Here is a 24,380-nt window from a genome sequence, read left to right on the forward strand (position 1 = left end):
TTAGCCGCAATTTATTGCGGTACACCAGGGTTAAGCTCTTCTTACGGCCACTTTTCAGGTGGCCGTTTTATTTTCTTCTTTTTTGGTACTACATAAATCTAGTTTTTGATGCTATGTTAAATCAATACCGATTAATGAAGGACTCTACAATCGTAATGAATCAATTCCACCCGCGCGATCAACAACAACTTAACTGATAAATTGTGGTTATAAAAAAAATGTAAGCGGTTACATACTAATAAAAAATACAGAGGAATATATATGTCTGGAGTGTTAACTATGATATTGGCAGGTGGCGAAGGCACCCGCTTATCACCTTTAACAGCGGTTCGTGCGAAACCGGCTGTTCCTTTTGGTGGCAATTATCGTATTATCGATTTTGTTTTAAATAACTTTGTAAACGCTGATCTACTGCAGATTTTCGTTATTACGCAGTTTAAATCGCATTCATTGATGAAGCATTTAAGCCGCGCATGGCGAGTAGGCGGTGTATCCAATCGATTTATCGATCCCATTCCCGCGCAAATGCAAACAGGTAAGCATTGGTACTTAGGTACGGCAGATGCTATTTATCAGAATTTGCATTTGATTGAAGGTTTAGATCCAGAGCATGTTTGTGTGTTCGGTGGCGATCACATCTATAAAATGGATATTCGCCAGATGTTAGACTTTCATCGTAATAAAAATGCGAAACTAACCGTTGCTGCTATCCCTGTACCGAAAGAACAAGCTCATGAGTTTGGTATTATCGAGGTCGATGCCGACGGTCGGATGATCGGTTTTGAAGAAAAACCCAAAAGTAATCCTAAAACGATCCCAGGCCAACCAGACATGGTATTGGCATCGATGGGTAACTATATTTTTGAAGCCAATTGTTTAGTGAATGTGCTAAATGCAGATGCCGCACAGCCCGATTCCAAGCATGACTTTGGCCACAACATTATTCCAGGGCTTTATCCGCAGGGCGAAGTGTATGTTTATGACTTCTCTACCAACCATATTCGCGGCGAATCACAGAGCAGCGCTGGTTACTGGCGTGATGTAGGCACCATCGATTCTTATTACGAAGCGAATATGGATTTAATCTCGATTGATCCCCCGTTCGATGTTTATAACCGTTTTTGGCCGTTACGCAGCTATACGCCGCCAGTACCGCCAGCAAAATTTGTGCACGATCAAGCTAATCGAACCGGCCAAGCGATAAGCTCAATGGTTGCCGCGGGTTCTATTATCAGTGGTGCGATTATTTATCAGTCTATCCTCGGTTATAACGTTAACGTGCATAGCCACAGTTATATCGAAAAGAGTGTGTTAATGGGCAATAACGACATTGGTCGTGGTTGTCGGATCCGTCGCTGTATTATTGATAAAGATGTGCGTATCGCGCCCAACACGGTGATTGGTGAGGATTTAGAAGCCGATCGCAAGCGTTTTCATGTGTCTGCAGGCGGAGTTGTGGTGATCCCTAAAGGCGCCCGGATCGGCTTTGATGATGAGTAAGCTCGGCACAACCGATTAAGGAATTAGCAGTGCAGATTTTGTTGTTATGCAGTGAATACGAAGGCTTAATTAAAACCGGTGGTTTGGCCGATGCCTGTTATGGCTTGGCCATTAACCTCAAAGCCGCAGGCCATGAAGTGACCGTGATGCTCCCGCGCTATGCGCCTTTATACAGCCGTCCGACGGGTGAGTCTGACGCGCTGTTTTTTGAGTTAGGAGGTCAGGAATATGGCTGTGCGGTGCGTCAGTTATTATCCCATGATGTCGATATTCGCGTAGTAGAGCACGATGATTTCTTTCAACGTGAACGCCCCTACGATGACGGTAAACATGGTTATGCTGATAATCCGCTACGCTTTGGCTTTTTTTGCAAAGCGGCGTTGGAGTGGGCCAAACATTATTTACCTGAAGTCGATATTATCCATGGTCATGATTGGCAAACTGGAGTTGCCGCAGCTTATTTAAAACAGCATTACGCCCATGATCCGGTATTAGGGGGAATACCCTTTGTCTATACCATCCATAATGGTGCGTATCAGCTCACAACTGATCATTATTGGTTTGGCCGTTTAGGCTTGCAGGCTAATGATGATCAATTTTTAAATATGCTAGAGCAGGGTATTCGTCATGCTACTAAGCTGAATACCGTTAGTGTAGGTTATCGGGATGAATTAATGACCGAGCCTGCGGCTAATGGCTTGTCGGCACTGTATCAACGCCGTGCCGCTGATTTTGTTGGTATCTTAAACGGTTGTGATTATCAACAGTGGGATCCCGCCACGGATGATGCGCTGAGCGCGAACTTCAGTATTCATGATTTAAGCGGTAAAGCGCAATGTAAATCCCATTTACGCCAACGCTTTAATTTAGCCGAGCTCGATGTGCCATTGTTTGTTGCGGTTAGCCGTATTACCGGGCAAAAAGGCTTTGATTATTTAATTCCGGCCTTACGTCGGTGGTTACCCAACACCACGGCGCAGGTATTTCTTGTGGGCAGTGGTGACGCTGAGTATTGTCGACAGCTTTATCAGTTACAACATGACTTTAACGCGCAATTTCGTTTCTTCGAAGGTTTTGATGAGCGCTTAGCCCATCAAACGGAAGCGGGCGGTGACTTCTTTTTAATGCCGTCGTTATTTGAGCCTTGTGGTTTAAATCAACTTTACAGCTTAAAGTATGGCACCGTGCCTTTAGTGCGGTTAACGGGTGGGTTACGCGATACGGTTCAACCTTGGCCTGGTGCTGCGGCAACTGGCATTGGCTTTACTGAAATCAGTGTTGAAGCCATGCAGTCGGCCTTAGAACAAGCAGAAACGCTATATCAACAACCGAAACAGTACCAGCAAGTGCAACAACGCGGCATGCAGCAAAATTTTAGCTGGCCTGCTGCTGTTAACGAATATCAAGCCTTGTATCTGAAGGCAAGAAATGTGCACCTTGCTGAGGATTTATGCAGTTAACGGTTTTATTGAAAAATTGCCGTGAGAAAATCAGCAATATTTGGTAGCCTGCATTAACGCTTTTGAAAAGGTTAAGTTTATGGATGCATTAACGCTACTAACTACCCGATATTCCTCGCCACGGCTGCGCGAACCTGCGCCAGAGGGTGAGGCGCTAAACTTAATTAAGCGTGCCGCTATACAAGTACCGGATCACGGTGCTTTAAGGCCTTGGCGTTTTGTTGTGGCTGAAGGCCGTGACGCGCTAACACGCTTAGGGGATATATTTGCCGAAGCGGCAATTGAGGAAGATCCGTCTATCTCAGTTGACCTGCAGGAGCGTGCTCGACAGTTACCTATGCGAGCACCCATGGTGATTATTTGTATTGCTAAGATCACTGAGCATGCAAAAGTGCCGTCTGCAGAGCAAGTGCAATCGGTTGCCTGCAGTGTCATGGCGATGCAACAAATGGCGTTTGCGCTAGGTTTTGGTGGTATTTGGCGCACGGGTGCATACGCACAATACGATTACGTGAAACAAGCTTTTAAACTAGATGCCGATGATGAAATTGTGGGCTTTTTGTATCTAGGCACCCCTAGTGGTCATGCACCACAAAAGAGTGCTTTAGAGCCAGAGGCGTTTTTTAGCGATTTTTAAGCTATAAACCTTTTAGTTAAACGCTGCCACTGGCCAAACCCTGAGTGCTAAGTGTGATGCTTTGATAAAAAAAACAGCCAGTGGCTTTTGCCATCTGGCTGTTTTTTTTGTTACGGCCATTAAGCTGGGGCATATCGCTTATCTTGGACGCTATGATGTGTTGGCGCTATCAAGAGCTTTTCACCCCCACGCAGTGACTTAAAACCAGGCGGGTTAAACCCCGTAAGCTATTTCGCTTAAATTTTACCCTGTGACAACTCTGACATCATTACAGCGTTACGTTACAATACGTACTTTAAAGCATTTAACTATAGCCAACCGCAGGACGACTTCATTTGTATAGCGCTGATTTTAACCAAAAACGTAAATTTATTGTCAAATTAGGTAAGATGCTGCACAAGTACGGCACACCTGCATATCGGTTAGAGGCCCATTTAACGGAGTTAACCTCGCATCTGGGTATAAAGGGTTCGTTTATTATCTCGCCAACGTCTATGACTTTTGTGCTTTGGACCGATGGTCATGAGCAAGAGTACACCCATGCCTCTCGTGTCAACCCAGGGGATTTAGATTTGGGCGCTTTATCTCGAACCGATGAACTGGTTGATCAGGTGCTCAGTGGCCAAGTTGGCTTAGTTGAAGCCGATTCGTTGCTCGACATTATTGATGCGCGTCCCAGCTCTTACGGTAAGCTGGCTACCGCCATTGCCATGATGGGATCCGGTGGTGCCTTTGCGATGTTGATGGCCACCAGTTGGAATGATGTGCTGTGGTCGTCTTTATTGTCGCTATTGGTTTACTTGTTTATGTTATGGGCGGCGCACTCGCCACGTATTAACAATATGCTGGAGCCTTTGGTTGCTATGGCTGCCGCGATCGGTGCTTGTGCAATTAGCAGCTATATCGATCCGGGTATTAATATTCGTCTTACGGTGCTTTCGGCTATTATTTCTTTTATTCCCGGCTTGGCGCTGACCATAGGTTTTGCCGAATTAGCTGCGCGTCATCTGGTATCGGGTAATGCCCGGATCATGGACGCCTTAATGCTGTTGTTTAAATTATACTTTGGCGCTTTTTTAGGGATGGCCATTGGCTTTAAATTATTTGGTATTGTCGATTTTGTTAAACCTGAACCGATTTCACGGTATTTTGCCTGGTTGGCGGTGGGGATCTTAGTCAGCTCGTTGATTGTACTATTTAAAAGTCGCGGAAAGTATACGCTGTGGTCTTTGGCTGCGGGCTTCATTGCCTATGGGGTTAGTATTACCGGGGCCAGTGCTTTTGATTACACCATGGGGGCTTTTTTAGGCGCTTTCGCTGTCGGTATCTATAGCAACCTGTTTACCCGTTTAGCCAAGGCTCCGGCAGTAATTGTCGCCATGCATGGACTGATTGTGCTAGTACCAGGAAGTAAAACCTATATTGGCTTGAACTCTTTGATTTCTGGGCAAGATTTCGTTGTTTCAGATCGGGTGGGGCAACAAACCTTTCTGATTTTAATGGCGTTGGTCGGTGGGCTTATCTTTGCCAATGTGGCTTTACCGCCGAAGAAAAGCTTGTGATAAAACAGTAAAATTGAAACCTTTGGTAACAACTTAAAAAAAAGGCCAGTCAGGTTAAGCTGACTGGCCTTTTTTAAGTAGAACTTAAAGGTATCACTCGTTGCCGCGTTGCGTATTAAACACATTACGGCTCAATCGTTTTAATTAAAACTCGGCGTTACCTGGCGTGCGCGGGAAGGCAATCACATCCCGTACGTTACCGACACCGGTAACGTAAGAGACTAAACGTTCAAACCCTAACCCAAAGCCTGAGTGCGGCACGGTGCCATAACGACGTAAATCGCGATACCAGCCATAATCTTCTTTGTTTAAACCCATTTCAGCTAAGCGTGCATCAAACTGCTCTAAACGCTCTTCACGTTGGCTACCACCGATAATCTCACCAATACCCGGGGCTAATACGTCCATCGCGGCGACGGTTTTACCATCGGCATTTAAACGCATATAGAAGGCTTTTATGTCTTTCGGGTAGTTTTGCATAATGATGGGGGCACCAATATGCTCTTCGGCAAGATAACGCTCATGCTCTGACTGTAAATCGACACCCCATTCGACAGGGTATTCAAATTTCTTGCCACAGGTTTTTAAGATCTCAATGGCGTCGGTGTAATCCATTCGCACGAAATGAGAGTTAACCACCTGTTCTAAACGCTCAATGGCTTTAGGATCGATGCGCTCAGCAAAGAAGGCCATATCATCAGCACGTTCCGTTAATACGGCTTTTAATACATATTTCAGTAAATCTTCAGCCAGTTGGGCAATGTCTTTTAATTCGGCAAACGCCACTTCGGGTTCAATCATCCAAAACTCAGCCAAATGCCGGCTGGTGTTAGAATTTTCAGCGCGGAAGGTTGGGCCAAAGGTGTAGATTTTTGACATAGCACAGGCGTAAGTTTCGCCGTTTAATTGGCCGGATACGGTCAGGTAAGTTTCTTTACCAAAGAAATCTTTACTAAAATCAATAGCGCCTTTGTCATCACGCGGCAAGTTCTGTAAATCTAAGGTGCTGACCCGAAACATTTCGCCGGCGCCTTCGGTGTCAGAGCCGGTGATCAATGGCGTGCTGATCCAAAAATAGCCTTGTTCATGGAAAAACCGATGGATAGCTTGTGCTAAACAGTGACGAACACGAGTTACCGCGCCCATGATATTAGTGCGAGCCCGCAAGTGAGCATGCTCGCGCAGATATTCCATACTGTGGCGTTTGGGTGCCATTGGGTAGGTGTCTGGATTCTCTACCCAGCCGACGACTTCAACGTGATCTGCTTGAATTTCAAACGCTTGGCCTTGACCTTCTGAACGAGCAATAACGCCAGACACAATAACTGAACATGATGTCGTTAAGCGTTTAACTTCCGCTTCATAATTGGTTAATTCTGCGGGCACTACCGCCTGAACGGCATCGAAACAACTGCCATCGTGCACAGCTAAAAAGGAAATACCGGCTTTCGAATCGCGGCGGGTTCTGATCCAACCTTTTACAGTTACTTTATCGCCAATCGAATAGTGACCGGCCAAAACGTCTTTTATTACGGCATGCGTCATGCAAACAACTCCCGAAGGTGCAATGGGGCGAGGGCTAAGCCTCTAATGATAAAAACAGCAATGATACTTTGCTAGTGGCTGAAAACAAGCAAAAAGTGGCGCTGTAACCAAAAAGTCTTGCGATCAATACGCACAGCCGTTTTGCGGCTAATCAAGGCACAGCGATTGAATGGTTATTGAGTGCTATGTAGCGGTTGCAGAAAAACAGCGCGAAACAGCTTAACCACCGTGTTTATTGATAAATGCCGGCTAATTGTACTTGCGCTTGTTCCAACGAAGGTAAGGCTAAAAGCTGTTGACCGCTGCTGTCTAAAATCACTGTTTGTCCGACAGCCCAATGACGGCTGTAACGGCGATCTTTATCCACCACGAAAGCTTGCAAGGTATCTGTTAAACGCAAACGTTTCCCGTCGGCATGCGAGCTGATCAGGGTCAGTTTGGTGCCTTTACGCTCTTGTAATTCGCCGCTTTGATAACGCGCTTGAAAGGTAAAGCCGGCAATAAACAGCTCGTTACTGCCTGTTTTTAAATTACGGCCGCTAATCAGTACCGGCGTACCCGCCAAACCAAATTGTGTGGCGGTGACGCGCCAAACTGTGCCATCAGAGAGTGTCAGTTGATTGTTATCATAACTGGCGATCTCAGCGACTAAATAGCTCAGCGGATCGCCGGGTAAGGGGCTTTGCTGCTGTTGTGCTAAAGCGCTACCGGCAGCTAAGCCGATAGCGAATAGAAGCCAAGTCAGCGCTGCGGTTCTCAAGGTTGGGTTGCCTGATACAGCGTTTTAATCCAGCGCGCTTCAGTAATAAAATTCCAATGCCACGCATTAAACTGCTCGCCTAACCCCCGGGCGATCATTTGTTGCTCGGTGAGTCCTTCAGCACGCCAAGCCACAACTTGTGCCATAGTTTGCTCCATCATCATCAGTTCTTTAGCTAAACCGGCTTTGTTAGTTAAATCACCATGACCAGGGATGACTTGGGTGTTGTCATCAATACGTTGTAGCACATAACGGGTGTTTTCAATGTACTGCTGCACATTGCCCCCATTACCAAAATCGATGTACGGGAAACGACCTTGAAACATTAAATCGCCCATATGCACGATGTTAAATTGTGGGAACCAGACCAGGATATCGCCATCAGTGTGACTGGCAGGCATGGGTTCTAGCATCAACTCAATGTTACCATGTTTGATGTTTAACACTTTATCAAAGGTTGTTTTAGGTAAGCCCGCAGGGTTGAAGTTACTGTCATTGCGTAGTCGTGTGAGTACATTCACATGCGCAATAATATCGGCATTAGCGGCTAAGGCTGCATTACCACCGACATGATCGCCGTGCATGTGGGTGTTAATCAGGGTTGTGAGCTCACCTGGGCTGAGGGTTTTTAGCTTGGCACGAATTTTATCTGCCAGCTCAACATACTGACTGTCAATTAACAGCACCGAATCGGCTGTGGTCACTGCCGCCATATTGCCACCGGCTCCGGTTAACATGTAGATATCTTTTGCTAGGGTTGCTGAATTAATTTGAACATCAGCAAAACGATCAGCGAAAGCGAATTGGCTGGTGACTAATAAACTGACCGCGGTGACTAGGGTACGCAACTTCATACAACACTCCTGCTATAGGGAAGACAACTTTAGGTTAGTTGTGATTACGCTAGACTAACGCATCTGGTTCGATGTAGCGTATTTATTTTTGTACAGCCGCGTTAAGCGGCTACCGTGAGCATCGCTGCCGTTAATTTACTCAGTTCATGCGTGGTAATGGTAAAAGGCGGCATCACGTAAATCAAATGGTTAAACGGCCGGATCCAGACGCCTAGCTCGACAAACTGTGCCTGTAACAGCGCAACATCAACCGGCTGATGCATTTCAAATACGCCAATGGCGCCTAACACCCGTACCTCTTTTACTTTAGCAAAGTGTTTAGCTGCTGCAAGCTCTGTGCTTAATTGCTGCGCTATGGCCGCAACTTGCTGCTGCCAGTGGTTTTGCGCAATCAGTTTTAAGCTGGCGAGTGCGACCGCACAGGCCAGCGGATTCGCCATAAAGGTGGGGCCATGCATTAAGCCACCCGCTGCACTTTGGCTAATACCCCGTGCTACTTCATCTGTGCACAGTGTCGCGGCCAAGGTTAAATAACCACCGCTGAGTGCTTTTCCTACACACATAATATCGGGTGCGATGTCCGCATGCTCACAAGCAAATAATTTGCCGGTACGGCCAAAGCCCGTGGCAATCTCATCGGCAATGAATAACACCTTATAGTGATTACACAGCGCGCGAGCCCGGCGTAAGTACTCCGGATGATAAAAGCGCATACCGCCATAGCCTTGTACAATCGGCTCAAGAATTAATGCGGCAATGTGTTGGTGTTCAGCGTCAAGCAGCGCCTCGAGCGGTGCCATGCACTCTGCAGAAAATGGCTGATCAAACGGGCACGCGGGTGCCGGCAAAAAGAAGTGTTGTGGCAATAGCTCACTGAACATGCTGTGCATGCTATCGGTAGGATCGCATACCGCCATCGCCGCAAACGTATCACCATGATAGCCCTTACGTAGGCTAATTAACTTGGTTTTCTGTGGCGTGTCACTGGCTTGCCAGTATTGCAGGGCCATTTTTATCGCCACTTCAACGGCAATTGAACCACTATCCGCTAAAAATACCTTGCTTAAGGGCGCGGGTACCATGCTGAGCAATTGCTGACACAACTGCACGGCGGGGGCATGCGTAATGCCGCCAAACATCACATGGGCCATCTTGGCGAGTTGCTCGGTAACGGCGGCATTTAATACGGGATGATTATAACCATGTACCGCCGACCACCAAGACGCGGTGCCATCAATTAAGCGACGGCCATCTTCTAAAATGAGTGTACAGCCCTCAGCCGCTGCAACAGGATAAACAGGCAAAGGGTTTAGCATAGACGTGTAGGGATGCCAAATATGTTGCCGATCAAAAGCTAAATCAGTGCTCATAAAATAATCATTAGTAAAGTTTTTGGGGTGGTCAGCGTTGACAAGCTGGCCGCTAGCGCTAGACTAGCCGAAAAAAACCGTGATCACAAATCTCGCAGGGACCTATTATGCAGGCGAATACCGCAGCTCCATCACCACAAGATACCACCGCTTTTACCGCTCAAGCCGCTGCGCCGGTGCGGCATAATTGGTCACTGGCCGAGGTCAATGCACTGTATGCATTACCCTTTAATGACTTATTGTTTCAAGCACAAACCGTGCATCGAGCTCATTTTAAACCAAATGAAGTGCAAATCAGTACGCTGTTATCCATTAAAACAGGAGCTTGCGCCGAAGATTGTAAATATTGCCCACAAAGCGGCCATTACAATACCGGTTTAGAGCGCGAGCGCTTAATCGAAGTAGAAAAAGTGTTACAGCAAGCACAAGCGGCTAAGCAAAAAGGCGCTAGCCGTTTTTGCATGGGCGCGGCTTGGAGTAACCCTAAGCAACGCGATATGCCTTACATTATTGAAATGGTGCGTGGCGTTAAAGCCATGGGGCTTGAAACCTGTATGACACTGGGTATGTTAGAAGCCGAGCAAGCTCAAACCTTAGCGTCCGCTGGTTTAGATTACTACAACCATAACCTCGATACCTCGCCAGAATTTTACGGTGAAATTATTACGACCCGCACTTATCAAGACCGGCTGGATACCTTAACGCATGTGCGTGATGCCGGGATGAAAGTGTGTTGTGGCGGCATTGTGGGTATGGGGGAAACCGCCAATGATCGCTCAGCGCTATTAATGCAACTGGCTAACTTACCTGAGCATCCGCAAAGTGTGCCAATTAATATGTTGGTAAAAGTAAAAGGTACACCGCTGGAAAACGTTGATGATTTAGACGCTTTCGATTTTATTCGCACCATTGCAGTGGCACGTATTATGTTACCGCAAAGTCATGTACGTTTATCGGCGGGGCGCTCGCGGATGAATGAGCAGATGCAGGCATTATGTTTCTTTGCAGGTGCCAACTCGATTTTTTATGGCGATAAATTACTGACCACTGAAAACCCAGAAGCGGATGCGGACATGCAGCTATTTGCTAAGTTAGGTATCAACTCAGCGCAGCAGCATGATGTTTCAGATGAAGCGCATGAACTCGCTTTAGCGGATGCGATTAAAGAGCAGCAGAACCCACCGTTATATCACGCCGCTGGCTAGGAGTGGCGAATGCACCTGAGTCAGTTAGAGCATGCTTTACATCAACGCCGCAGCGAAGGTTTACTGCGGCAAAGCCAAGTAATAGCCGATTATAAAGGCCGCTATTTAGAAGTCGGTGGCCAATGTTATTTAAACTTTTCTGCCAATGATTATTTAGGCTTAGCGAATTCAAGTAAAGTAAAAGCCAGTTATGCCGCCGGCGCTGAGCGCTATGGTGCCGGCAGTACCGGCTCGCCGTTAGTCACTGGCTATCATCATATTCATCAGCAGCTCTCAGCGCAACTTGCCGCATGGCTCGGTTTTGAGCGTGTGCTGTTATTTAGCTCGGGTTTTGCTGCCAATCAAGCCATGTTACAAAGCTTGGTGGCCAGTAACGATCTCTTGCTGTTAGATAAGTTAAGTCATGCCTCATTAATTGATGCGGCCCTGGCACATAAAGGGCGTTTTCGCCGCTTTGCCCATAATGATTTAAACGCCTTAGCCCACCTGTTACCAGAAACGTCAGACGCTGAAAATCACAGTCTCGTGGTCACGGAAGGCGTCTTTAGTATGGATGGTGATAGCCCCGATCTTGCGGCGTTATCCGCACTCTGCCAACAACGGCAAGCGGCTCTGCTGCTAGACGATGCACATGGCTTAGGGGTACTTGGTGAGCAAGGCCGCGGCAGTTGGCAGGCACAGGGTTTAGCTTCGCAACAGCTGTATTGCTACATGGCTAACTTTGGAAAAGCGCTTGGCGTGGGCGGGGCTTTTTTGGCGGGAAGCAAAACGGTTATCGACTACATTGAACAATTTGCACGACATTATATTTACAGCACGGCCTTGTCACCAGCCTTATGTGCAGCGGTAAGCCAAAGCATTGAGTTGGTACAAACCGAACAATGGCGCCGGGATAAATTACAGGACAATATTCAATTATTCCGCAGCTTAGCAGCAGAGGCCGATTTACCCTGTTTACCCGCAACGGGGGCAATCCAAGCCATTATGCTGGGTAGCAGCGAGCGCGCTGTTGCCCTAAGTCAGCAATTGAAACAATTAGGTATTTGGCTCACCGCCATACGGCAACCGACGGTGCCCGCCGGCAGCGCTCGGTTACGCGTGACGCTTAGCGCGTCACATCAAGCCGAAGATATTCAGTTTTTAATCAAGATGTTAAAGCAGGCGTTAGCATGTTAGCGCAGCCGCTACAGGTGGCCAGTTGTTTTAGTAAAGCCGCTGGTAGTTATGTCGGTGCAGCGCGTTTGCAACGGCAAGTTGCGCAGGCGGCATTGGCGCAATTATTGTCTTTTGGCAAACCGCTGGGGCATTTACTGGATATCGGTTGTGGTCCTGGTTGGTTACACCCAGAGCTATTATCACTGGCTCAAAAAATTACCGCGGTAGATTTAAGTCGCGGTATGTTAGCTCAGGCGCAAGCTCAGCAATTACCGATCCATTATTTACAAGCCGATGCCGCGGCCTTGCCACTGCCAACGGCCAGTGTTGATCAGGTGTTTTCGAGCCTGATGCTGCAATGGTGCCCCGCACCGCAACAGGTGTTTGCTGAAATGGCTCGGGTGCTTCGCCCTGGCGGGCAATTTGTGATCACCACCTTGATCGAGGGTACCCTGAATGAAATGGCACAAGCCTTTGCCGCCGTTGACGAGCAGCCGCATATCCATGCTTTTTTAAGCCTAGGTGATTTACAACACGCCATCTCAGGCGTGGCGTTAGCCTGCTCAATACAAACGACCTGCTATCAGTTGCCTTACGCTGATATTTTTGCGCTGGCCAAAGAGTTAAAAGCCTTGGGGGCTAATCATCTGGCTAATCGAGCACAGCGCGGTTTAACCGGTAAAGGTTATTGGCAGCGGGTCAGTGCCGCTTATCCACAGTCTGCTGTCGGTATCCCCTTAATCGCCAGTTATTATGTGGTGCAAATTAGCGGGACTAAACCGCTTTAAGTGCTTTCAACACCGGTTATTTTCGTTTTAGGAACAAAGGCTATGAGTGCAAACAGCTTTTTTGTTACAGGCACCGATACCGATGCGGGGAAAACCTTTGTCAGCACGTTATTACTGCAAGGTTTTCAAGCGCTTGGTATAAGTGCTGTTGGCGCAAAACCGATAGCGGCTGGCGCAGAAATCAATGAAACCGGGCAACTTGTGAACAGTGACGCGTTACTGTTGCAGCAGCATTCCGGTATCGCGTTACCTTATTCGCAGCTTAATCCATTGTGTTTTGCTAAAGCATGCGCACCGCATTTTGCTGCGGCAGAGCTGCAACAACCGCTATCTGAAGCGGTATTAACCGCACAGCGACAACAGTTAGAGCAAAGCGGAGCCGCAATCGTGTTAATCGAAGGCGCGGGTGGCTGGTTATTACCGATCAGTGCTGATCGCTATCTGGCTGATTGGGTGCAAGCAGAAAAACTGCCGGTATTGCTGGTGGTAGGCGTAAAACTGGGCTGTTTAAATCATGCTGTACTGACCGCACGTGAATTAACCCGCAGTGGTTGTCAGGTTATAGGTTGGGTAGCCAATATACTGCAGCCAGAGATGTTATTTCTTGCACAAAACCTCGCCGATCTTACGGCACGATTACCTTGGCCTTTACTCGCTACGGTGCCATTTCAACCCTCATTGAGCGAACAACAAGCCGTGGCACGCACGCTGGCGCACGCCACGGCCACGCAATTGCTGCAAACTTAACTTGCGTGGTTTAATAAGGGCCGACTTAACGTGGCCGCAAACTGTGCCGTTAACTCAGTGTTCTCGGCAATCGCTTGTTTTGTACCCGCCAAAAACCAATAGCCTCCGGCTTGACCTAATTGCACAATTTGATTGTCTGTGATCTTAAGTGCAGTGCCCTCGGGTAAGCCGATGACTGGCACACTGGGGTTTAACTGCATAAATTCAGCGAGTCGCATATCGCGCGTTTCACCATGAAAATCAGCGGGTACCACATCGGTATAATGCGGGTTTAATTGCGCATTTAAAAAATGCAAAGTGGCAAAAGACGAGGGTTCAACAATCGGCATGTCATTAGTGGTGCGGATAGTTTCACCTGCGATATTGGCACCAGCACTCCAGCCAATATAGGGCATACCTTCGGTTACGCGTTGCCGAATGGCGTTAATAAGATCGTTTTTATACAAAAGGTTAACTAGCTGAAAGGTATTACCACCGCCGATTAAAATGGCTTCGGCATTAAGTACCGCAGCTTTAACATCGGCTTGATGATGGAGCGCAACGACGCGGATATTCAAGCTCGCTAAGGCGGCTTTCACGTTAAGATAATATTGTTCGTGACTGATGGTCACGCCGGCATACGGGATAAACAGTACTGACGACACTTTGCTCAAATGGGTTTTGATCCAGGCTAAGTTTGGTGTCAAATAATCGCTGTTATTGGCACGTGAGCTACTGAGTAATAACAAGTTCATAAGCTAGTCCGAAAGGTCATTTTTGCAAATATTACCTGAAAAAGTGAAATATTTCTGTGACTTTGTTAAACCTTAAATTGATTTTGTGGTCTTTGCCCATATATTACTAAGCAGTGATCATTATGAGGTAAAAAAGCATGAAAAGAGTCTTGTTGTTCTTAGCAACAAACTTAGCCGTTATTCTGGTGCTAAGTATTGTGCTCAATGTGGTATTCAGTGCGTTGGGTATTGATCCTAGCAGTATTGGTGGTTTATTGGTGTTTGCAGCCATTTTTGGTTTTGGTGGCTCCTTTATCTCACTATTAATGTCGAAATGGATGGCGAAACGATCTACCGGTGCGGTAGTGATTACGCAACCCCGCAATGCAACTGAACATTGGTTAGTTAACACGGTAGCAAAACAAGCGAAAGCGGCCGGCATTGGTATGCCAGAAGTGGCCATTTATGACTCGCCAGAGATGAATGCCTTTGCTACCGGGGCGAATCGTAATAATGCCTTGGTTGCGGTTTCAACCGGCCTGATGCGCAGTATGAGTGAAGATGAAGTTGAAGCGGTACTGGCACATGAAGTGTCGCATATTGCGAACGGTGACATGGTCACCTTAACCTTGATCCAAGGTGTGGTGAATACCTTTGTTATTTTCTTAGCACGCTTAATTGCTGGGGTGATCCGCAATAACAATCAGCAAATGGGTACCTTTGCTTATTACGGTATCGTGATTGTCTTAGAAATGGTGTTTGGTATCTTGGCTAGCATTATCGTGATGTGGTTCTCGCGTCAACGCGAATACCGCGCGGATGCCGGAGCGGCTCGGATCTCGGGTCCTAACAAAATGATTAAAGCGCTGCAGCGTTTACAGAATAATCATGAAAGTCAGCTTGAGGGCAGTTTAATGGCCTTTGGGATCTCTGGTAAGAAAGCAAAATCAGAATTGTTTTTAAGCCATCCGCCTTTAGAGAAACGGATTGCGGCGCTGCGTAACAGCCGCGAATTCTAAGCTTAACAAGCCCTACGATTGTAGGGCTTTTTTTTTCTGTTTAGCTTGTTATGCTAAAGCCTATTTTATTGCTAAGGAGCTGTTATGTTTGCTGCACCGATGATCCCTGCCTTTAATCCACCACGGCGTATTTTAATGGGCCCAGGCCCTTCCGATGTGCATCCTCAGGTGTTAGCCGCCCAGGCCAAACCAATTATTGGCCATTTAGATCCGTTGTTTGTCAACATGATGGATGAGTTAAAACAGTTATTGCAATATGCGTTTCAAACCCGCAATGAGATGACGCTGGCCATTTCAGCTCCGGGTTCAGCCGGTATGGAAGCCTGCTTTGTTAATTTGGTGGAAGCAGGTGACAAGGTTATCGTTTGTCGCAATGGTGTCTTTGGCGAGCGGATGCGCCAAAATGTTGAGCGTTGTGGTGGTATTGCGGTCACGGTTGACTTTAAATGGGGCGAGCCGGTGCAACCGGCTGCGGTGGAAGCGCTGCTAAAAGATCATCCGGATGCGCGCTTTTTAGCTTTCGTGCATGCTGAAACCTCCACCGGGGCGTTAAGTGATGCCAAAACACTGTGTGCTTTGGCCAAGCAATACGGTTGTTTAACCATCGTTGATGCGGTGACATCCTTAGGTGGCGTTGAAGTACGGGTCGATGAGTGGGGCATTGATGCCATTTATTCGGGTAGTCAAAAATGCTTATCTTGTGTGCCAGGACTCTCACCTATCTCATTTTCAGCGGCGGCAGTAGCAAAAATTAAAGCAAGGACAACACCGGTACAAAGCTGGTTTTTAGATCAAAGCTTAGTGATGGCTTATTGGAGTGGCGGCGCTAAACGCGCTTACCATCATACGGCTCCGGTGAATGCGTTGTATGCCTTACATGAATCACTGCGCTTGTTAGCGGCCGAAGGTTTAGAAAATGCTTGGGCACGCCATCAGGCCATGTATCAAGAACTGCGGGCGGGTTTAGAGCAGTTAGGTATCGCATTTGTGGTAGACGAACCGTATCGGTTGCCGCAACTGAATGCCATTTATATTCCGCAAGGTATCGATGATGCCAAAGTTCGCGCCACGCTATTAAACGAATTTAACTTGGAAATAGGGGCCGGTCTTGGCGAATTAGCGGGTAAAGCCTGGCGTATTGGTTTAATGGGGTTTGGGGCGCGTCGAGAAAATATCGCATTGTGCTTACATGCCTTACGGCAGTTATTACATTAAAACCTGACGACGTCGAGATTAGCGCATTGTTACCTTGCATTTTTTGGCTGACAGTCTAAGGTGTATAAAACAACAATAAGGATATAACTATGCAGTTTAGCGCTGAATTAATTGATGAAATCCGTGTTTTAGCGATGTTTAATCTCGACAGTGTCAATTCAGGTATCAAAGCGCATAAGATGGCGGAGCCAGAAATGCTCGCCGCCATCAGCCGGTTGTATAGCAAGGGGTTGATTAATCAACCTGATGGCGGCTATCTCACCGACTTAGGGATACATTGTGCCGAACAATTACAAACGGCATTACGTATTCTCGGCACCTCTGAATCAAGCTGATTTACGTTGCCGTGCTAAGCGTCGTAACGAGCGGCGCTGTAACCGCAGTTCTCGCCGCAGTAACCTCAGTGCTGCGGCATCATCATTAAATACCGCAGCCTCATATAATTTTCTTAATCTCTCTAAACCTTGTTGTTGCGCCGGATTTTGCTCTGCTAGCGTAGTTAACCAGCTAGATAAAGTGCAGCCTGCAGCAGGGGCTGTGCCCAGTGCTTGCGTTAGCCAGCGCCATGCTTGATGAGCGTGATCAGCGCGTTGTCTGACCCATTGCCGAAGCATAACTGCGGCGCCTAACAACAATAAGGCGCCTAATGAATACAGCAGCACAGACCAATATTCCCAGCGGCGTAAACGTTGCCATAACTGTTCTTGATCTTGTTGATTAAAACCCAATACCCATACCGACCACACGTAATCCAGATGTGACCATTGCAAAGCCAGTTGACCCAGCCAATTATCCTGCCAGCCACTGAGTAAGGCGCGTTCATTGTCGCTTAGTGTTTGTTCAATACCTTCAAGGATGCGTTCAGGTGCGATAGCCGCAGTGGGATCATACCGTTGCCAGCCGCTTGCGGTTAAATATTCAACCCAAGCATGAGCATCGCGCTGCCGCACTTGCAGGTATTGCTGATTTTCTTGCCAGTTGCCCCCCAGATAACCGCCTACTACGCGGGCAGGAATACCGGCGGCACGTAAGATCACGGCAGTTGCAGAGGCATAATGGCTACAAAAGCCGCTACGCGTTTCATATAAAAATTGATCGATGGCATTTTGACCAAGACGGGGTGGCGTTAAGGTGTAAAAAAACGGCTCTTGTTGAAAATACGCACTGAGTGCTTGCACCACTTTATCCGGTTGTGCTGGAAATTGAGTGGCTAAGGCTGCACCAAAAGCCCGCGCTTGAGGATTCGCGGTGTCTTGTAACAAATTAAGCTGTTTTTCCGCAGGTGAGGCTAAGGGAATCGGTTGTAAACGACTTTGTAAGCTGTAGCTGATGCGTTGCGTCAGCGGCGTTTGGCTGGCCATTAAGGCGGCCGGTTTTGCCACCAGGTTAGCTGGCCAACTCACCGGTAAACCTAAACTAAATAGATCGGTTTGGTAGCTACTCTCAGCCAAGATCTGATATTGCACCAGGTTTGCGCTGGCAACGAAGGCCGGTAATTCGGTTGCCATAGCACGGCGTTGCCGTGAATTAAAGCGTGCGTTGACCTGCCAACGGCGACCATCGAAATCTTCGTAAACTTTAGCGCGCCAATACCAATCCGCTTTATCTGGCCGTTCATTTAAAAAGCTTACCCGAAAAGCCAAGGCGTCGCTTTGCACTAGCTTTTCAATACTGCCGGGGTCGAGTTCATCGCCTAAACCGGTGCTTGCCATATTTTGATTGGGTAATTGCCATAAGGGCGGCAGGCGTGGAAATAATAAAAACATGCCTAACCACAGCGGAAAGCTCAGCACAAAAATACTGAGTAAGCGTTTAGGCTGCAGCGTCGATTCAGCCGGGGCAAATAAGCGATACTGTAAATACAGGTTTAACAGCGCCAGCGCAAAAATCAGGATCGCCATGCTCATTTGCTGGTAAAAAATAAAACAGCAGGCAATAGCAAAGTAATGCACCCATAACAATTGCAGGCCTTGGCCGCGTTGTTGCACCGTTAAACTGCGGGCTACTGCGGCGAGCAGTAAAATATGCAGCATTAAATTAAGCACGCCTAATTGCCGCACCTGTAGCAGCATCAATAATAACAGCGGAGCTAACAACGCGTTAATTTGTCGATTACTCAGTGCCGGTTTGTTTTGATAAAGCCGCCAAGCCTGAAAGGTCAGCAGTAAAGCAAATAGCAGGCTACTGGCAATACTTAAAGCCGGTTGATAGAGCAAAAATAACAGCACTTGTAATAACAGGCCATAAACTGCCCAGTAGCGGGGTAAGGCCAGGTTCGCCATCAGCATAAGGCCAACTCCTGCAGGCAGCGCTCTAGGTGCAGTGCACCTTTTGCTGGGGCTAAAGTGACACTTTGTGTTTGCAAGCCATAACTATGGCCTTGTTGTTCTAACGCTAATAATTGAAAGCAGGCATGGCTTAAAACCGATTCCAGCGCTGCACCTTGCAATGCCGGGATCTTGATCCAATGCGGTAATGGGCTGGCTTCACCACCGTAACTGCGTACCACCGGTTGCTCGGGCGCGCTGGCAAGCTTACGCCACAAAATGCGTTTGGGGCTGTCACCTGCTTGATAGCTTTTGACGTCGTCCGGCTCTAGTAAGGCATGGGGTGTGGTTTGCTTACTCGCTTGCTCGGCGAGCCGCTCGGTATTGGCGTGTAGTTGTTCGATGGCTTCTGGATAAACCCAAATAGCACTGGTCAGCGCCGGATAGCTCCAGCAGCGAAATAAGCCCAGCGGAAAGGTGCTACTGAGCTCTAAACGCGGGAGTGGATAATAACCCCGACTCAGTGTGGGTAATGCTAATGCAAAGCGCTGTTGCTGGCTCAAGGATTCAACTAATTGCCGTTGTCGTTGACCGCGCAAGCCAATATGCAACATCTGGCAGCTTTTACTGCTCAGCGCGAGCGGTAACTGGGCGCGCTCCGGCGCAAAACAGCGCGCATCTTGCTTTACGCTCAGTTTTAGCTGATGCATATTTAAAAATGCCAGTAACATCGTCACCATTAATAGGCTAAGCAACATAAAACTGAGCAATAGGATCAGGTTGTTTTGATAATTAGTCCCCATCAGATACAGTAAGGCGATCAAAAACACAAACCACCAACCAAAACGACTGGGCAGAATGTAAATGACACTTTGTGTCAGTTCAACCTGTGTTGCTGCAGGCTGGCGCTTGGCCAACCAAGCTGCAAATTTACGTTTAAACCAATCTTTACTGGCTTTAAACATCATAACTGACAGGGCGTGCGCTGTATTAAGAGCTGGCTTAACGGGTGTTCGCCGGCAAGGCTTTGCGGATTGAGCCGATGCTCTGCAATATAAGGGAAGATCTGCTGGACATCATCCGCAGTAACAAAACTGCGGCCTTGCACAAATGCCATTGCTTTAGCGGCCCGGACAATCGCCTTAGCGGCACGCGGTGATAAGGGTAAAAACTCTTTACTATGCCGACTGGCATGCACCAATGCTAAAATGTAATCAAGTACCGCATCGTTAATCGCAACCTTGGGCACCTGTAATTGCAAGTGCCGCAACTGCTCGGGGCTTAATGGTTCGGTTAATAATTGCAAACGTGAGCCTGCCGATTCATCTTGTAATAGCTGTTTTTCAGCGGCTTTATCTGGAAAACCTAAAGAGATCCGAAACAAAAACCGATCGAGTTGCGACTCGGGTAAGGCACTGGTCCCGGCATGAAACAGCGGGTTTTGCGTGGCGATAACAAAAAAAGGACTCGGTAAAGGCCGCGTTTCGCCGTCTATCGAGACTTGGCGCTCTTCCATGGCTTCGAGTAAAGCACTTTGGGTTTTTGGGCTGGCGCGATTAATTTCGTCGGCCAGTAACACCTGGCTAAATACCGGGCCCGCTTGAAAGTAAAATTGTGCTGACCGGGTATCATAAATATTGATACCAAGTAAATCGCCGGGTAATAAGTCATTGGTAAACTGCACCCGCTTGTAACTTAAACCGGCGGCATTCGCTAAGGCATGGGCTAGGGTGGTTTTGCCCATACCGGGTAAGTCTTCGAGCAATAAATGCCCTTCGGCTAACAGGCAACATAAGGCTAATCTGATTTGTGTGGCTTTACCTAGAATAACCCGGTTCAGGTTTTGTTCTACCCGATGTAGTTCAGCGAGCAAGTGACCTCCGGCAAGATGGGTTTATGCAAAGAAAGGCTAGCAGTGCAGCAGGGGGTTACTCATGCGGCTCCTGTAACCAACGCACTAATTCTGTGCGATTACGACTGTGTGTCTTCTTAAAAATAGCCGACACATGTACCTTTACGGTGTTAGCACTGATTTGGAGCTGTTCAGCGATTTCTTTATTACGCGCACCTTCGGCGATCAAACGGCTGACCCGTTGCTCTTGCTCTGTCAGCAGCGCAGGTAATTTAATGCGTCGATTAGATTGTTCACGCAGTTGAAACAGGGCATCTAAGGCATCAGACATGACGTTGCGGGCATAATAAAGCTGGCCTGCCATCATGCTTTGCAGCGCGCGTTTGATCATCTCGGCTTGTTCATCGCTGTAGATAACACCGCGTAAGCCGGCAAAAATAGCTCGGTTAGGGTCGACGAGTTGCCGTTCAGCATGAAAGACAAAAAGCGGGACTTGGCGGCTAATACTCAGCAAACGCGCAGAGAAACCTTTTTTAGCGGTCGTATCCGAGCTGAACTGGTAGCCAGCTAAAATACCCTTGTAGTGATGTAATTGGTTAAAGGCATTGACCGAGCATTGCTCTACGTCAATGCCCACTGTTTTGGCATGACGGTAAGTACTCAGCGGTGTGGTCTCGTCTGTTAGCAGCACAAGACGTGAAAACCTTTCCATAATCTTTACCTTTTACACAATTAAGGTAACTATATAACGACAGACCTTATTTTGAAAAGCAAAGTATGACAAAGAAAGTGTTATTTGTATGTTTAGGCAACATTTGCCGCTCTCCAACGGCTCATGCCATCTTCAGACACAAGCTTAATGCGGCGGGATTAGCGATTGAAGTGGAATCTGCAGGCACTAGCGCCAGCCATTCGGGTAATCCGCCGGATCCGCGCTCGGTGAAAGTAGCGGCTTTATCGGGCTATAATTTCAAAGGGATCCGTTCGCGGCCAGTAAAAAGCACTGACTTTAGCGATTACGATCTGATCCTGGCCATGGATAACGACAATCTGCACTCGCTAAAACAGCGTTGCCCCGAAGAGTTACAACATAAATTAGCCTTGTTTATGAGTTACCATCCTGATTTTAACAAATGGCCAGAAGTACCTGATCCTTACTATGGCGGTCAAAAAGGCTTTGAGTTGGTTTATCAATTAATTGAAGACGGTTGTGAGCATTTACTGCAACGTTTGCAAGACACCCAAAACTAGCCGCTTGTACGTAAATGCAGCAGCTAGCGTGTCGACAGCAGAAAAAGTCTGTTTTTATGATTGAATTTACGTCAAGAAGTCTATAACTTTGCAGGGTGTTTAATCCATCTACAGGAATATCATTGTGACCACCTGGACGCCACAAAGCTGGCGACAACTGCCGATCCAACAGCAACCGACTTATCAGGATCAGCAACTACTGCAGCAAGTAGAGCAACAATTACACAAGTACCCACCGTTAGTGTTTGCACAAGAAACGCGGGATTTGTATAGCCAACTCGGCCAAGTGGCCGAGGGTAATGGCTTTTTACTGCAAGGTGGCGACTGCGCCGAAAGTTTTAATGACTTTAATGCGCCCAAAATTCGCGATACGTTTAAAGTATTACTGCAAATGGCAGTGGTATTAACCTTTGCGGGTGGTTTGCCGGTGGTCAAGGTTGCGCGGATGGCGGGTCAGTATGCCAAACCTCGTTCCAGTGACTTGGAAACCATTAATGGCATTTCCTTACCGAGTTATCGCGGTGATATCGTCAACAGTTTTGAATTTACCGAGCAAGCGCGCCAGCCTGATCCCAACCGCTTAATCACCGCTTATCACCATTCTGCGGCAACGCTTAATTTGCTGCGCGCTTTTGCCCAAGGTGGCTTAGCGGACCTGCATCAGGTTAGTCGTTGGAATATGGGGTTTGTTGAATCTAATCCGCTAAAAGAGCGCTACCAAAGTGTCGCTACTCGCATCCAAGAAGCGCTGCGTTTTATGGAAACCTGTGGCATTACTGCGCAAAATTCACCGTCGATTCGGGAAACTCAGTTATACACTTCGCATGAAGCGTTATTATTGAATTACGAAGAAGCCTTAACACGCCGCGATACCTTAACGGGTAAGTGGTATGACTGCTCAGCGCATATGGTGTGGATTGGTGAACGGACACGGCAACTCGATCATGCCCATTTAGCCTTTTTCAAAGGTATTCATAACCCGGTTGGCGTAAAAATTGGTCCTGGTATGCAAGAGGACGATTTAATTCGTCTGATTGATGCGTTAAACCCAGAAAATAACGCCGGTCGTTTAACGTTAATTACCCGGATGGGTGCTGATAAGTTAGCCGATAAACTGCCCGCTTTGGTGCGACGCGTGAAACAAGAAGGTCGTAAGGTGGTCTGGAGTTCCGATCCGATGCATGGCAATACGGTTAAAGCCAGCAACGATTATAAAACCCGTGACTTTGAAGCGATCTTAAAAGAAATTCGCAATTTCTTTGCTGTGCACAAAGCCGAAGGCACACATGCCGGGGGTATTCACCTAGAAATGACCGGTGAGCATGTGACGGAATGTACGGGTGGCGCTTATGGTTTAAGTGAAAACGATCTGTCTAAGCGTTATTTCACGCAATGTGATCCGCGTTTAAATGCTGATCAAGTATTGGAATTAGCCTTTTTGATTGCTGATACGCTCAGCTCGGCGCGTAAATAACCTTGATTGCTAGACTGCACTAGCGCCTGAGCTAGGTTGCACGTTAAAGCAGGCGAAAAGCCTTAAATTGCATAGCGATTTAAGGCTTTTTTATTGGTACGCGATACGTGTTAGCGTGGTTAAAAGCGCCCAAACGCGGTTAGGCTTAGTCTGTAATGCTTCGCTAAACTAATATTTCTGCCGTTTTAAACCGGTACGCGAAATGATCTTTGCTGAGATCTCTTCAATCGATAGCTGAGTGGAATTGATAAAGGGGATCTGCTCTCGCTGGTATAACTGCTCTACTTCTTTTAATTCCAACGCACATTGGTGTACCGATGCATAACGTGAGTTAGGTCGGCGCTGTTGTCGAATTTGACTAAGCCGTTCGGCCGTGATGGTCAGGCCAAATAATTTGGCTTTATGTGCCGCTAACTCTGCAGGTAAGCGCAATTTCGCCATGTCTTCTTCGACAAAGGGGTAATTAGCCGCTTTAATGCCGTATTGCAAGGCTAAATATAGGCTGGTTGGGGTTTTACCCGAGCGACTTACCCCGACCAAAATAATGTCGGCATGGCTAAAGTTTTTCATATTGGCACCATCGTCATTGGCCAATGCGTAATTGACAGCATCAATCCGAAAATCGTAGGTTTTTTCGTGCATGCTATGCGTACGGTGGGTTTTCGGCACCGGTGCCATACCCAACTCTTTTTGCACAGGCTCAACGAGTGTATTTAGAAAGTCATAACAGACCCCGTCACTGTCGCTTATTAACTGCCTTAAACCTTCATCTACAAAGGTGTGAAATACCAGCGGCTTCAATCCTGTTGTTTTATAACAGTCATTTATACGATTTTTAACCTGCAACGCGAGCTCCGGATTTTCGACAAAAGGGATGGTCACGTGAGCAAACTCCGCCGGAAACATCGTTAACAGTGCATGTCCAAACACTTCTGCAGTGATGGCGGTGCCATCTGAAACGTAAAAAGCTGTGCGCACAAAAAACTCCAAGTTTCGTAATAAATTT

Annotated in this window: 23 protein-coding genes; 13 read left to right on the forward strand and 10 right to left on the reverse strand. The window is 47.4% G+C overall.

Annotated features, from left to right (window positions below):
* Positions 1-261: 261 nt before the first annotated feature.
* From glgC to LMJ53_RS08190, 4 genes are all read left to right on the forward strand, one after another.
* Positions 262-1,500, forward strand: coding sequence for a glucose-1-phosphate adenylyltransferase (gene glgC / locus LMJ53_RS08175; RefSeq protein ID WP_226751637.1), 1,239 nt, complete (start codon positions 262-264; stop codon positions 1,498-1,500).
* Positions 1,501-1,529: 29 nt separating this feature from the next.
* On the forward strand, positions 1,530-2,960 hold the full coding sequence (locus LMJ53_RS08180; RefSeq protein WP_229585606.1) for a glycogen synthase: 1,431 nt from the start codon (positions 1,530-1,532) through the stop codon (positions 2,958-2,960).
* A gap of 79 nt (positions 2,961-3,039) precedes the next feature.
* A complete protein-coding gene (locus LMJ53_RS08185; protein ID WP_229585607.1) occupies positions 3,040-3,597 on the forward strand; it encodes an NAD(P)H nitroreductase in 558 nt (185 codons plus the stop codon).
* A 335-nt stretch (positions 3,598-3,932) separates the two neighbouring features.
* A complete protein-coding gene (locus LMJ53_RS08190; RefSeq protein ID WP_229585608.1) occupies positions 3,933-5,159 on the forward strand; it encodes a threonine/serine ThrE exporter family protein in 1,227 nt (408 codons plus the stop codon).
* Between the two features lie 144 nt (positions 5,160-5,303).
* On the opposite strand, the gene asnS is transcribed toward LMJ53_RS08190, so the two are convergent.
* The 4 genes from asnS to bioA form a co-directional block, all read right to left on the reverse strand.
* A complete protein-coding gene (gene asnS / locus LMJ53_RS08195) occupies positions 5,304-6,704 on the reverse strand; it encodes an asparagine--tRNA ligase (RefSeq protein ID WP_229585609.1) in 1,401 nt (466 codons plus the stop codon).
* Between the two features lie 232 nt (positions 6,705-6,936).
* A complete protein-coding gene (locus LMJ53_RS08200) occupies positions 6,937-7,464 on the reverse strand; it encodes a hypothetical protein (protein WP_229585610.1) in 528 nt (175 codons plus the stop codon).
* Positions 7,461-8,318 (reverse strand): MBL fold metallo-hydrolase, encoded by an 858-nt coding sequence (locus tag LMJ53_RS08205; RefSeq protein ID WP_229585611.1) that lies wholly within the window; start codon positions 8,316-8,318, stop codon positions 7,461-7,463. Before LMJ53_RS08205 ends, LMJ53_RS08200 begins: the two co-directional genes overlap by 4 nt.
* 101 nt (positions 8,319-8,419) lie before the next feature.
* Positions 8,420-9,688, reverse strand: a complete 1,269-nt coding sequence (bioA, locus tag LMJ53_RS08210; protein ID WP_229585612.1) for an adenosylmethionine--8-amino-7-oxononanoate transaminase — start codon at positions 9,686-9,688, stop codon at positions 8,420-8,422.
* Between the two features lie 107 nt (positions 9,689-9,795).
* On the opposite strand from bioA, the gene bioB reads away from it, so the two are divergent.
* The 4 genes from bioB to bioD are packed head-to-tail and all read left to right on the forward strand — an operon-like array spanning position 9,796 to position 13,583.
* Positions 9,796-10,893, forward strand: a complete 1,098-nt coding sequence (gene bioB, locus LMJ53_RS08215) for a biotin synthase BioB (RefSeq protein ID WP_229585613.1) — start codon at positions 9,796-9,798, stop codon at positions 10,891-10,893.
* Positions 10,894-10,902: 9 nt separating this feature from the next.
* On the forward strand, positions 10,903-12,069 hold the full coding sequence (locus LMJ53_RS08220; protein ID WP_229585614.1) for an aminotransferase class I/II-fold pyridoxal phosphate-dependent enzyme: 1,167 nt from the start codon (positions 10,903-10,905) through the stop codon (positions 12,067-12,069).
* Positions 12,063-12,836, forward strand: a complete 774-nt coding sequence (locus LMJ53_RS08225) for a methyltransferase domain-containing protein (RefSeq protein WP_229585615.1) — start codon at positions 12,063-12,065, stop codon at positions 12,834-12,836. Before LMJ53_RS08220 ends, LMJ53_RS08225 begins: the two co-directional genes overlap by 7 nt.
* A 42-nt stretch (positions 12,837-12,878) precedes the next feature.
* Complete coding sequence (gene bioD, locus LMJ53_RS08230) at positions 12,879-13,583, forward strand: dethiobiotin synthase (RefSeq protein WP_229585616.1); 705 nt, start codon at positions 12,879-12,881, stop codon at positions 13,581-13,583.
* Here bioD and pepE read toward each other — a convergent pair.
* On the reverse strand, positions 13,580-14,317 hold the full coding sequence (gene pepE / locus LMJ53_RS08235; protein WP_229585617.1) for a dipeptidase PepE: 738 nt from the start codon (positions 14,315-14,317) through the stop codon (positions 13,580-13,582). The genes bioD and pepE overlap by 4 nt on opposite strands.
* 137 nt (positions 14,318-14,454) lie before the next feature.
* Here pepE and htpX point away from each other — a divergent pair, with 137 nt between their 5' ends.
* From htpX to LMJ53_RS08250, 3 genes are all read left to right on the forward strand, one after another.
* On the forward strand, positions 14,455-15,315 hold the full coding sequence (gene htpX / locus LMJ53_RS08240) for a protease HtpX (protein WP_226751624.1): 861 nt from the start codon (positions 14,455-14,457) through the stop codon (positions 15,313-15,315).
* Between the two features lie 135 nt (positions 15,316-15,450).
* Positions 15,451-16,530, forward strand: coding sequence for a pyridoxal-phosphate-dependent aminotransferase family protein (locus tag LMJ53_RS08245; RefSeq protein WP_229585801.1), 1,080 nt, complete (start codon positions 15,451-15,453; stop codon positions 16,528-16,530).
* Positions 16,531-16,619: 89 nt separating this feature from the next.
* Entirely contained in the window at positions 16,620-16,865 is a 246-nt protein-coding gene (locus LMJ53_RS08250; protein WP_229585618.1) for a TIGR02647 family protein, read from the forward strand.
* On the opposite strand, the gene LMJ53_RS08255 is transcribed toward LMJ53_RS08250, so the two are convergent.
* From LMJ53_RS08255 to LMJ53_RS08270, 4 genes are read right to left on the reverse strand one after another with little or no spacing between them, the layout of a single operon-like run.
* The gene (locus LMJ53_RS08255) at positions 16,857-18,818 is read right to left on the reverse strand and encodes a transglutaminaseTgpA domain-containing protein (RefSeq protein WP_229585619.1); all 1,962 of its coding nucleotides are present in this window, start codon (positions 18,816-18,818) and stop codon (positions 16,857-16,859) included. The genes LMJ53_RS08250 and LMJ53_RS08255 overlap by 9 nt on opposite strands.
* A complete protein-coding gene (locus tag LMJ53_RS08260) occupies positions 18,812-19,765 on the reverse strand; it encodes a DUF58 domain-containing protein (protein ID WP_229585620.1) in 954 nt (317 codons plus the stop codon). Before LMJ53_RS08260 ends, LMJ53_RS08255 begins: the two co-directional genes overlap by 7 nt.
* Positions 19,762-20,670 carry an AAA family ATPase gene (locus LMJ53_RS08265; protein WP_229585621.1) on the reverse strand — a complete coding sequence of 303 codons (909 nt, stop codon included), beginning with the start codon at positions 20,668-20,670 and terminating at the stop codon, positions 19,762-19,764. Before LMJ53_RS08265 ends, LMJ53_RS08260 begins: the two co-directional genes overlap by 4 nt.
* A gap of 55 nt (positions 20,671-20,725) precedes the next feature.
* Complete coding sequence (locus LMJ53_RS08270) at positions 20,726-21,361, reverse strand: response regulator transcription factor (RefSeq protein ID WP_229585622.1); 636 nt, start codon at positions 21,359-21,361, stop codon at positions 20,726-20,728.
* Positions 21,362-21,426: 65 nt separating this feature from the next.
* Between LMJ53_RS08270 and LMJ53_RS08275 the strand changes: the two genes are divergently transcribed.
* Positions 21,427-21,900, forward strand: coding sequence for a low molecular weight protein-tyrosine-phosphatase (locus LMJ53_RS08275; RefSeq protein ID WP_229585623.1), 474 nt, complete (start codon positions 21,427-21,429; stop codon positions 21,898-21,900).
* Between the two features lie 121 nt (positions 21,901-22,021).
* Entirely contained in the window at positions 22,022-23,374 is a 1,353-nt protein-coding gene (locus LMJ53_RS08280) for a class II 3-deoxy-7-phosphoheptulonate synthase (protein ID WP_324295600.1), read from the forward strand.
* A gap of 168 nt (positions 23,375-23,542) precedes the next feature.
* On the opposite strand, the gene ppsR is transcribed toward LMJ53_RS08280, so the two are convergent.
* Complete coding sequence (ppsR, locus tag LMJ53_RS08285) at positions 23,543-24,352, reverse strand: pyruvate, water dikinase regulatory protein (protein ID WP_229585625.1); 810 nt, start codon at positions 24,350-24,352, stop codon at positions 23,543-23,545.
* Positions 24,353-24,380: the final 28 nt, after the last annotated feature.

This window comes from Rheinheimera sp. UJ51 (genome assembly GCF_020819615.1).
GTDB lineage: Bacteria > Pseudomonadota > Gammaproteobacteria > Enterobacterales > Alteromonadaceae > Alishewanella > Alishewanella maricola.

Coding starts and splice junctions, on each gene's coding strand:
- LMJ53_RS08260 (WP_229585620.1), bottom strand. CDS start 19,765: ATGATGTTTAAAGCCAGTAAAGATTGGTTTAAACGTAAATTTGCAGCT.
- pepE (WP_229585617.1), bottom strand. CDS start 14,317: ATGAACTTGTTATTACTCAGTAGCTCACGTGCCAATAACAGCGATTAT.
- LMJ53_RS08220 (WP_229585614.1), top strand. CDS start 10,903: ATGCACCTGAGTCAGTTAGAGCATGCTTTACATCAACGCCGCAGCGAA.
- bioB (WP_229585613.1), top strand. CDS start 9,796: ATGCAGGCGAATACCGCAGCTCCATCACCACAAGATACCACCGCTTTT.
- LMJ53_RS08270 (WP_229585622.1), bottom strand. CDS start 21,361: ATGGAAAGGTTTTCACGTCTTGTGCTGCTAACAGACGAGACCACACCG.
- bioD (WP_229585616.1), top strand. CDS start 12,879: ATGAGTGCAAACAGCTTTTTTGTTACAGGCACCGATACCGATGCGGGG.
- LMJ53_RS08250 (WP_229585618.1), top strand. CDS start 16,620: ATGCAGTTTAGCGCTGAATTAATTGATGAAATCCGTGTTTTAGCGATG.
- asnS (WP_229585609.1), bottom strand. CDS start 6,704: ATGACGCATGCCGTAATAAAAGACGTTTTGGCCGGTCACTATTCGATT.
- LMJ53_RS08185 (WP_229585607.1), top strand. CDS start 3,040: ATGGATGCATTAACGCTACTAACTACCCGATATTCCTCGCCACGGCTG.
- LMJ53_RS08205 (WP_229585611.1), bottom strand. CDS start 8,318: ATGAAGTTGCGTACCCTAGTCACCGCGGTCAGTTTATTAGTCACCAGC.
- LMJ53_RS08255 (WP_229585619.1), bottom strand. CDS start 18,818: ATGCTGATGGCGAACCTGGCCTTACCCCGCTACTGGGCAGTTTATGGC.
- bioA (WP_229585612.1), bottom strand. CDS start 9,688: ATGAGCACTGATTTAGCTTTTGATCGGCAACATATTTGGCATCCCTAC.
- LMJ53_RS08225 (WP_229585615.1), top strand. CDS start 12,063: ATGTTAGCGCAGCCGCTACAGGTGGCCAGTTGTTTTAGTAAAGCCGCT.
- glgC (WP_226751637.1), top strand. CDS start 262: ATGTCTGGAGTGTTAACTATGATATTGGCAGGTGGCGAAGGCACCCGC.
- LMJ53_RS08275 (WP_229585623.1), top strand. CDS start 21,427: ATGACAAAGAAAGTGTTATTTGTATGTTTAGGCAACATTTGCCGCTCT.
- LMJ53_RS08245 (WP_229585801.1), top strand. CDS start 15,451: ATGGGCCCAGGCCCTTCCGATGTGCATCCTCAGGTGTTAGCCGCCCAG.
- htpX (WP_226751624.1), top strand. CDS start 14,455: ATGAAAAGAGTCTTGTTGTTCTTAGCAACAAACTTAGCCGTTATTCTG.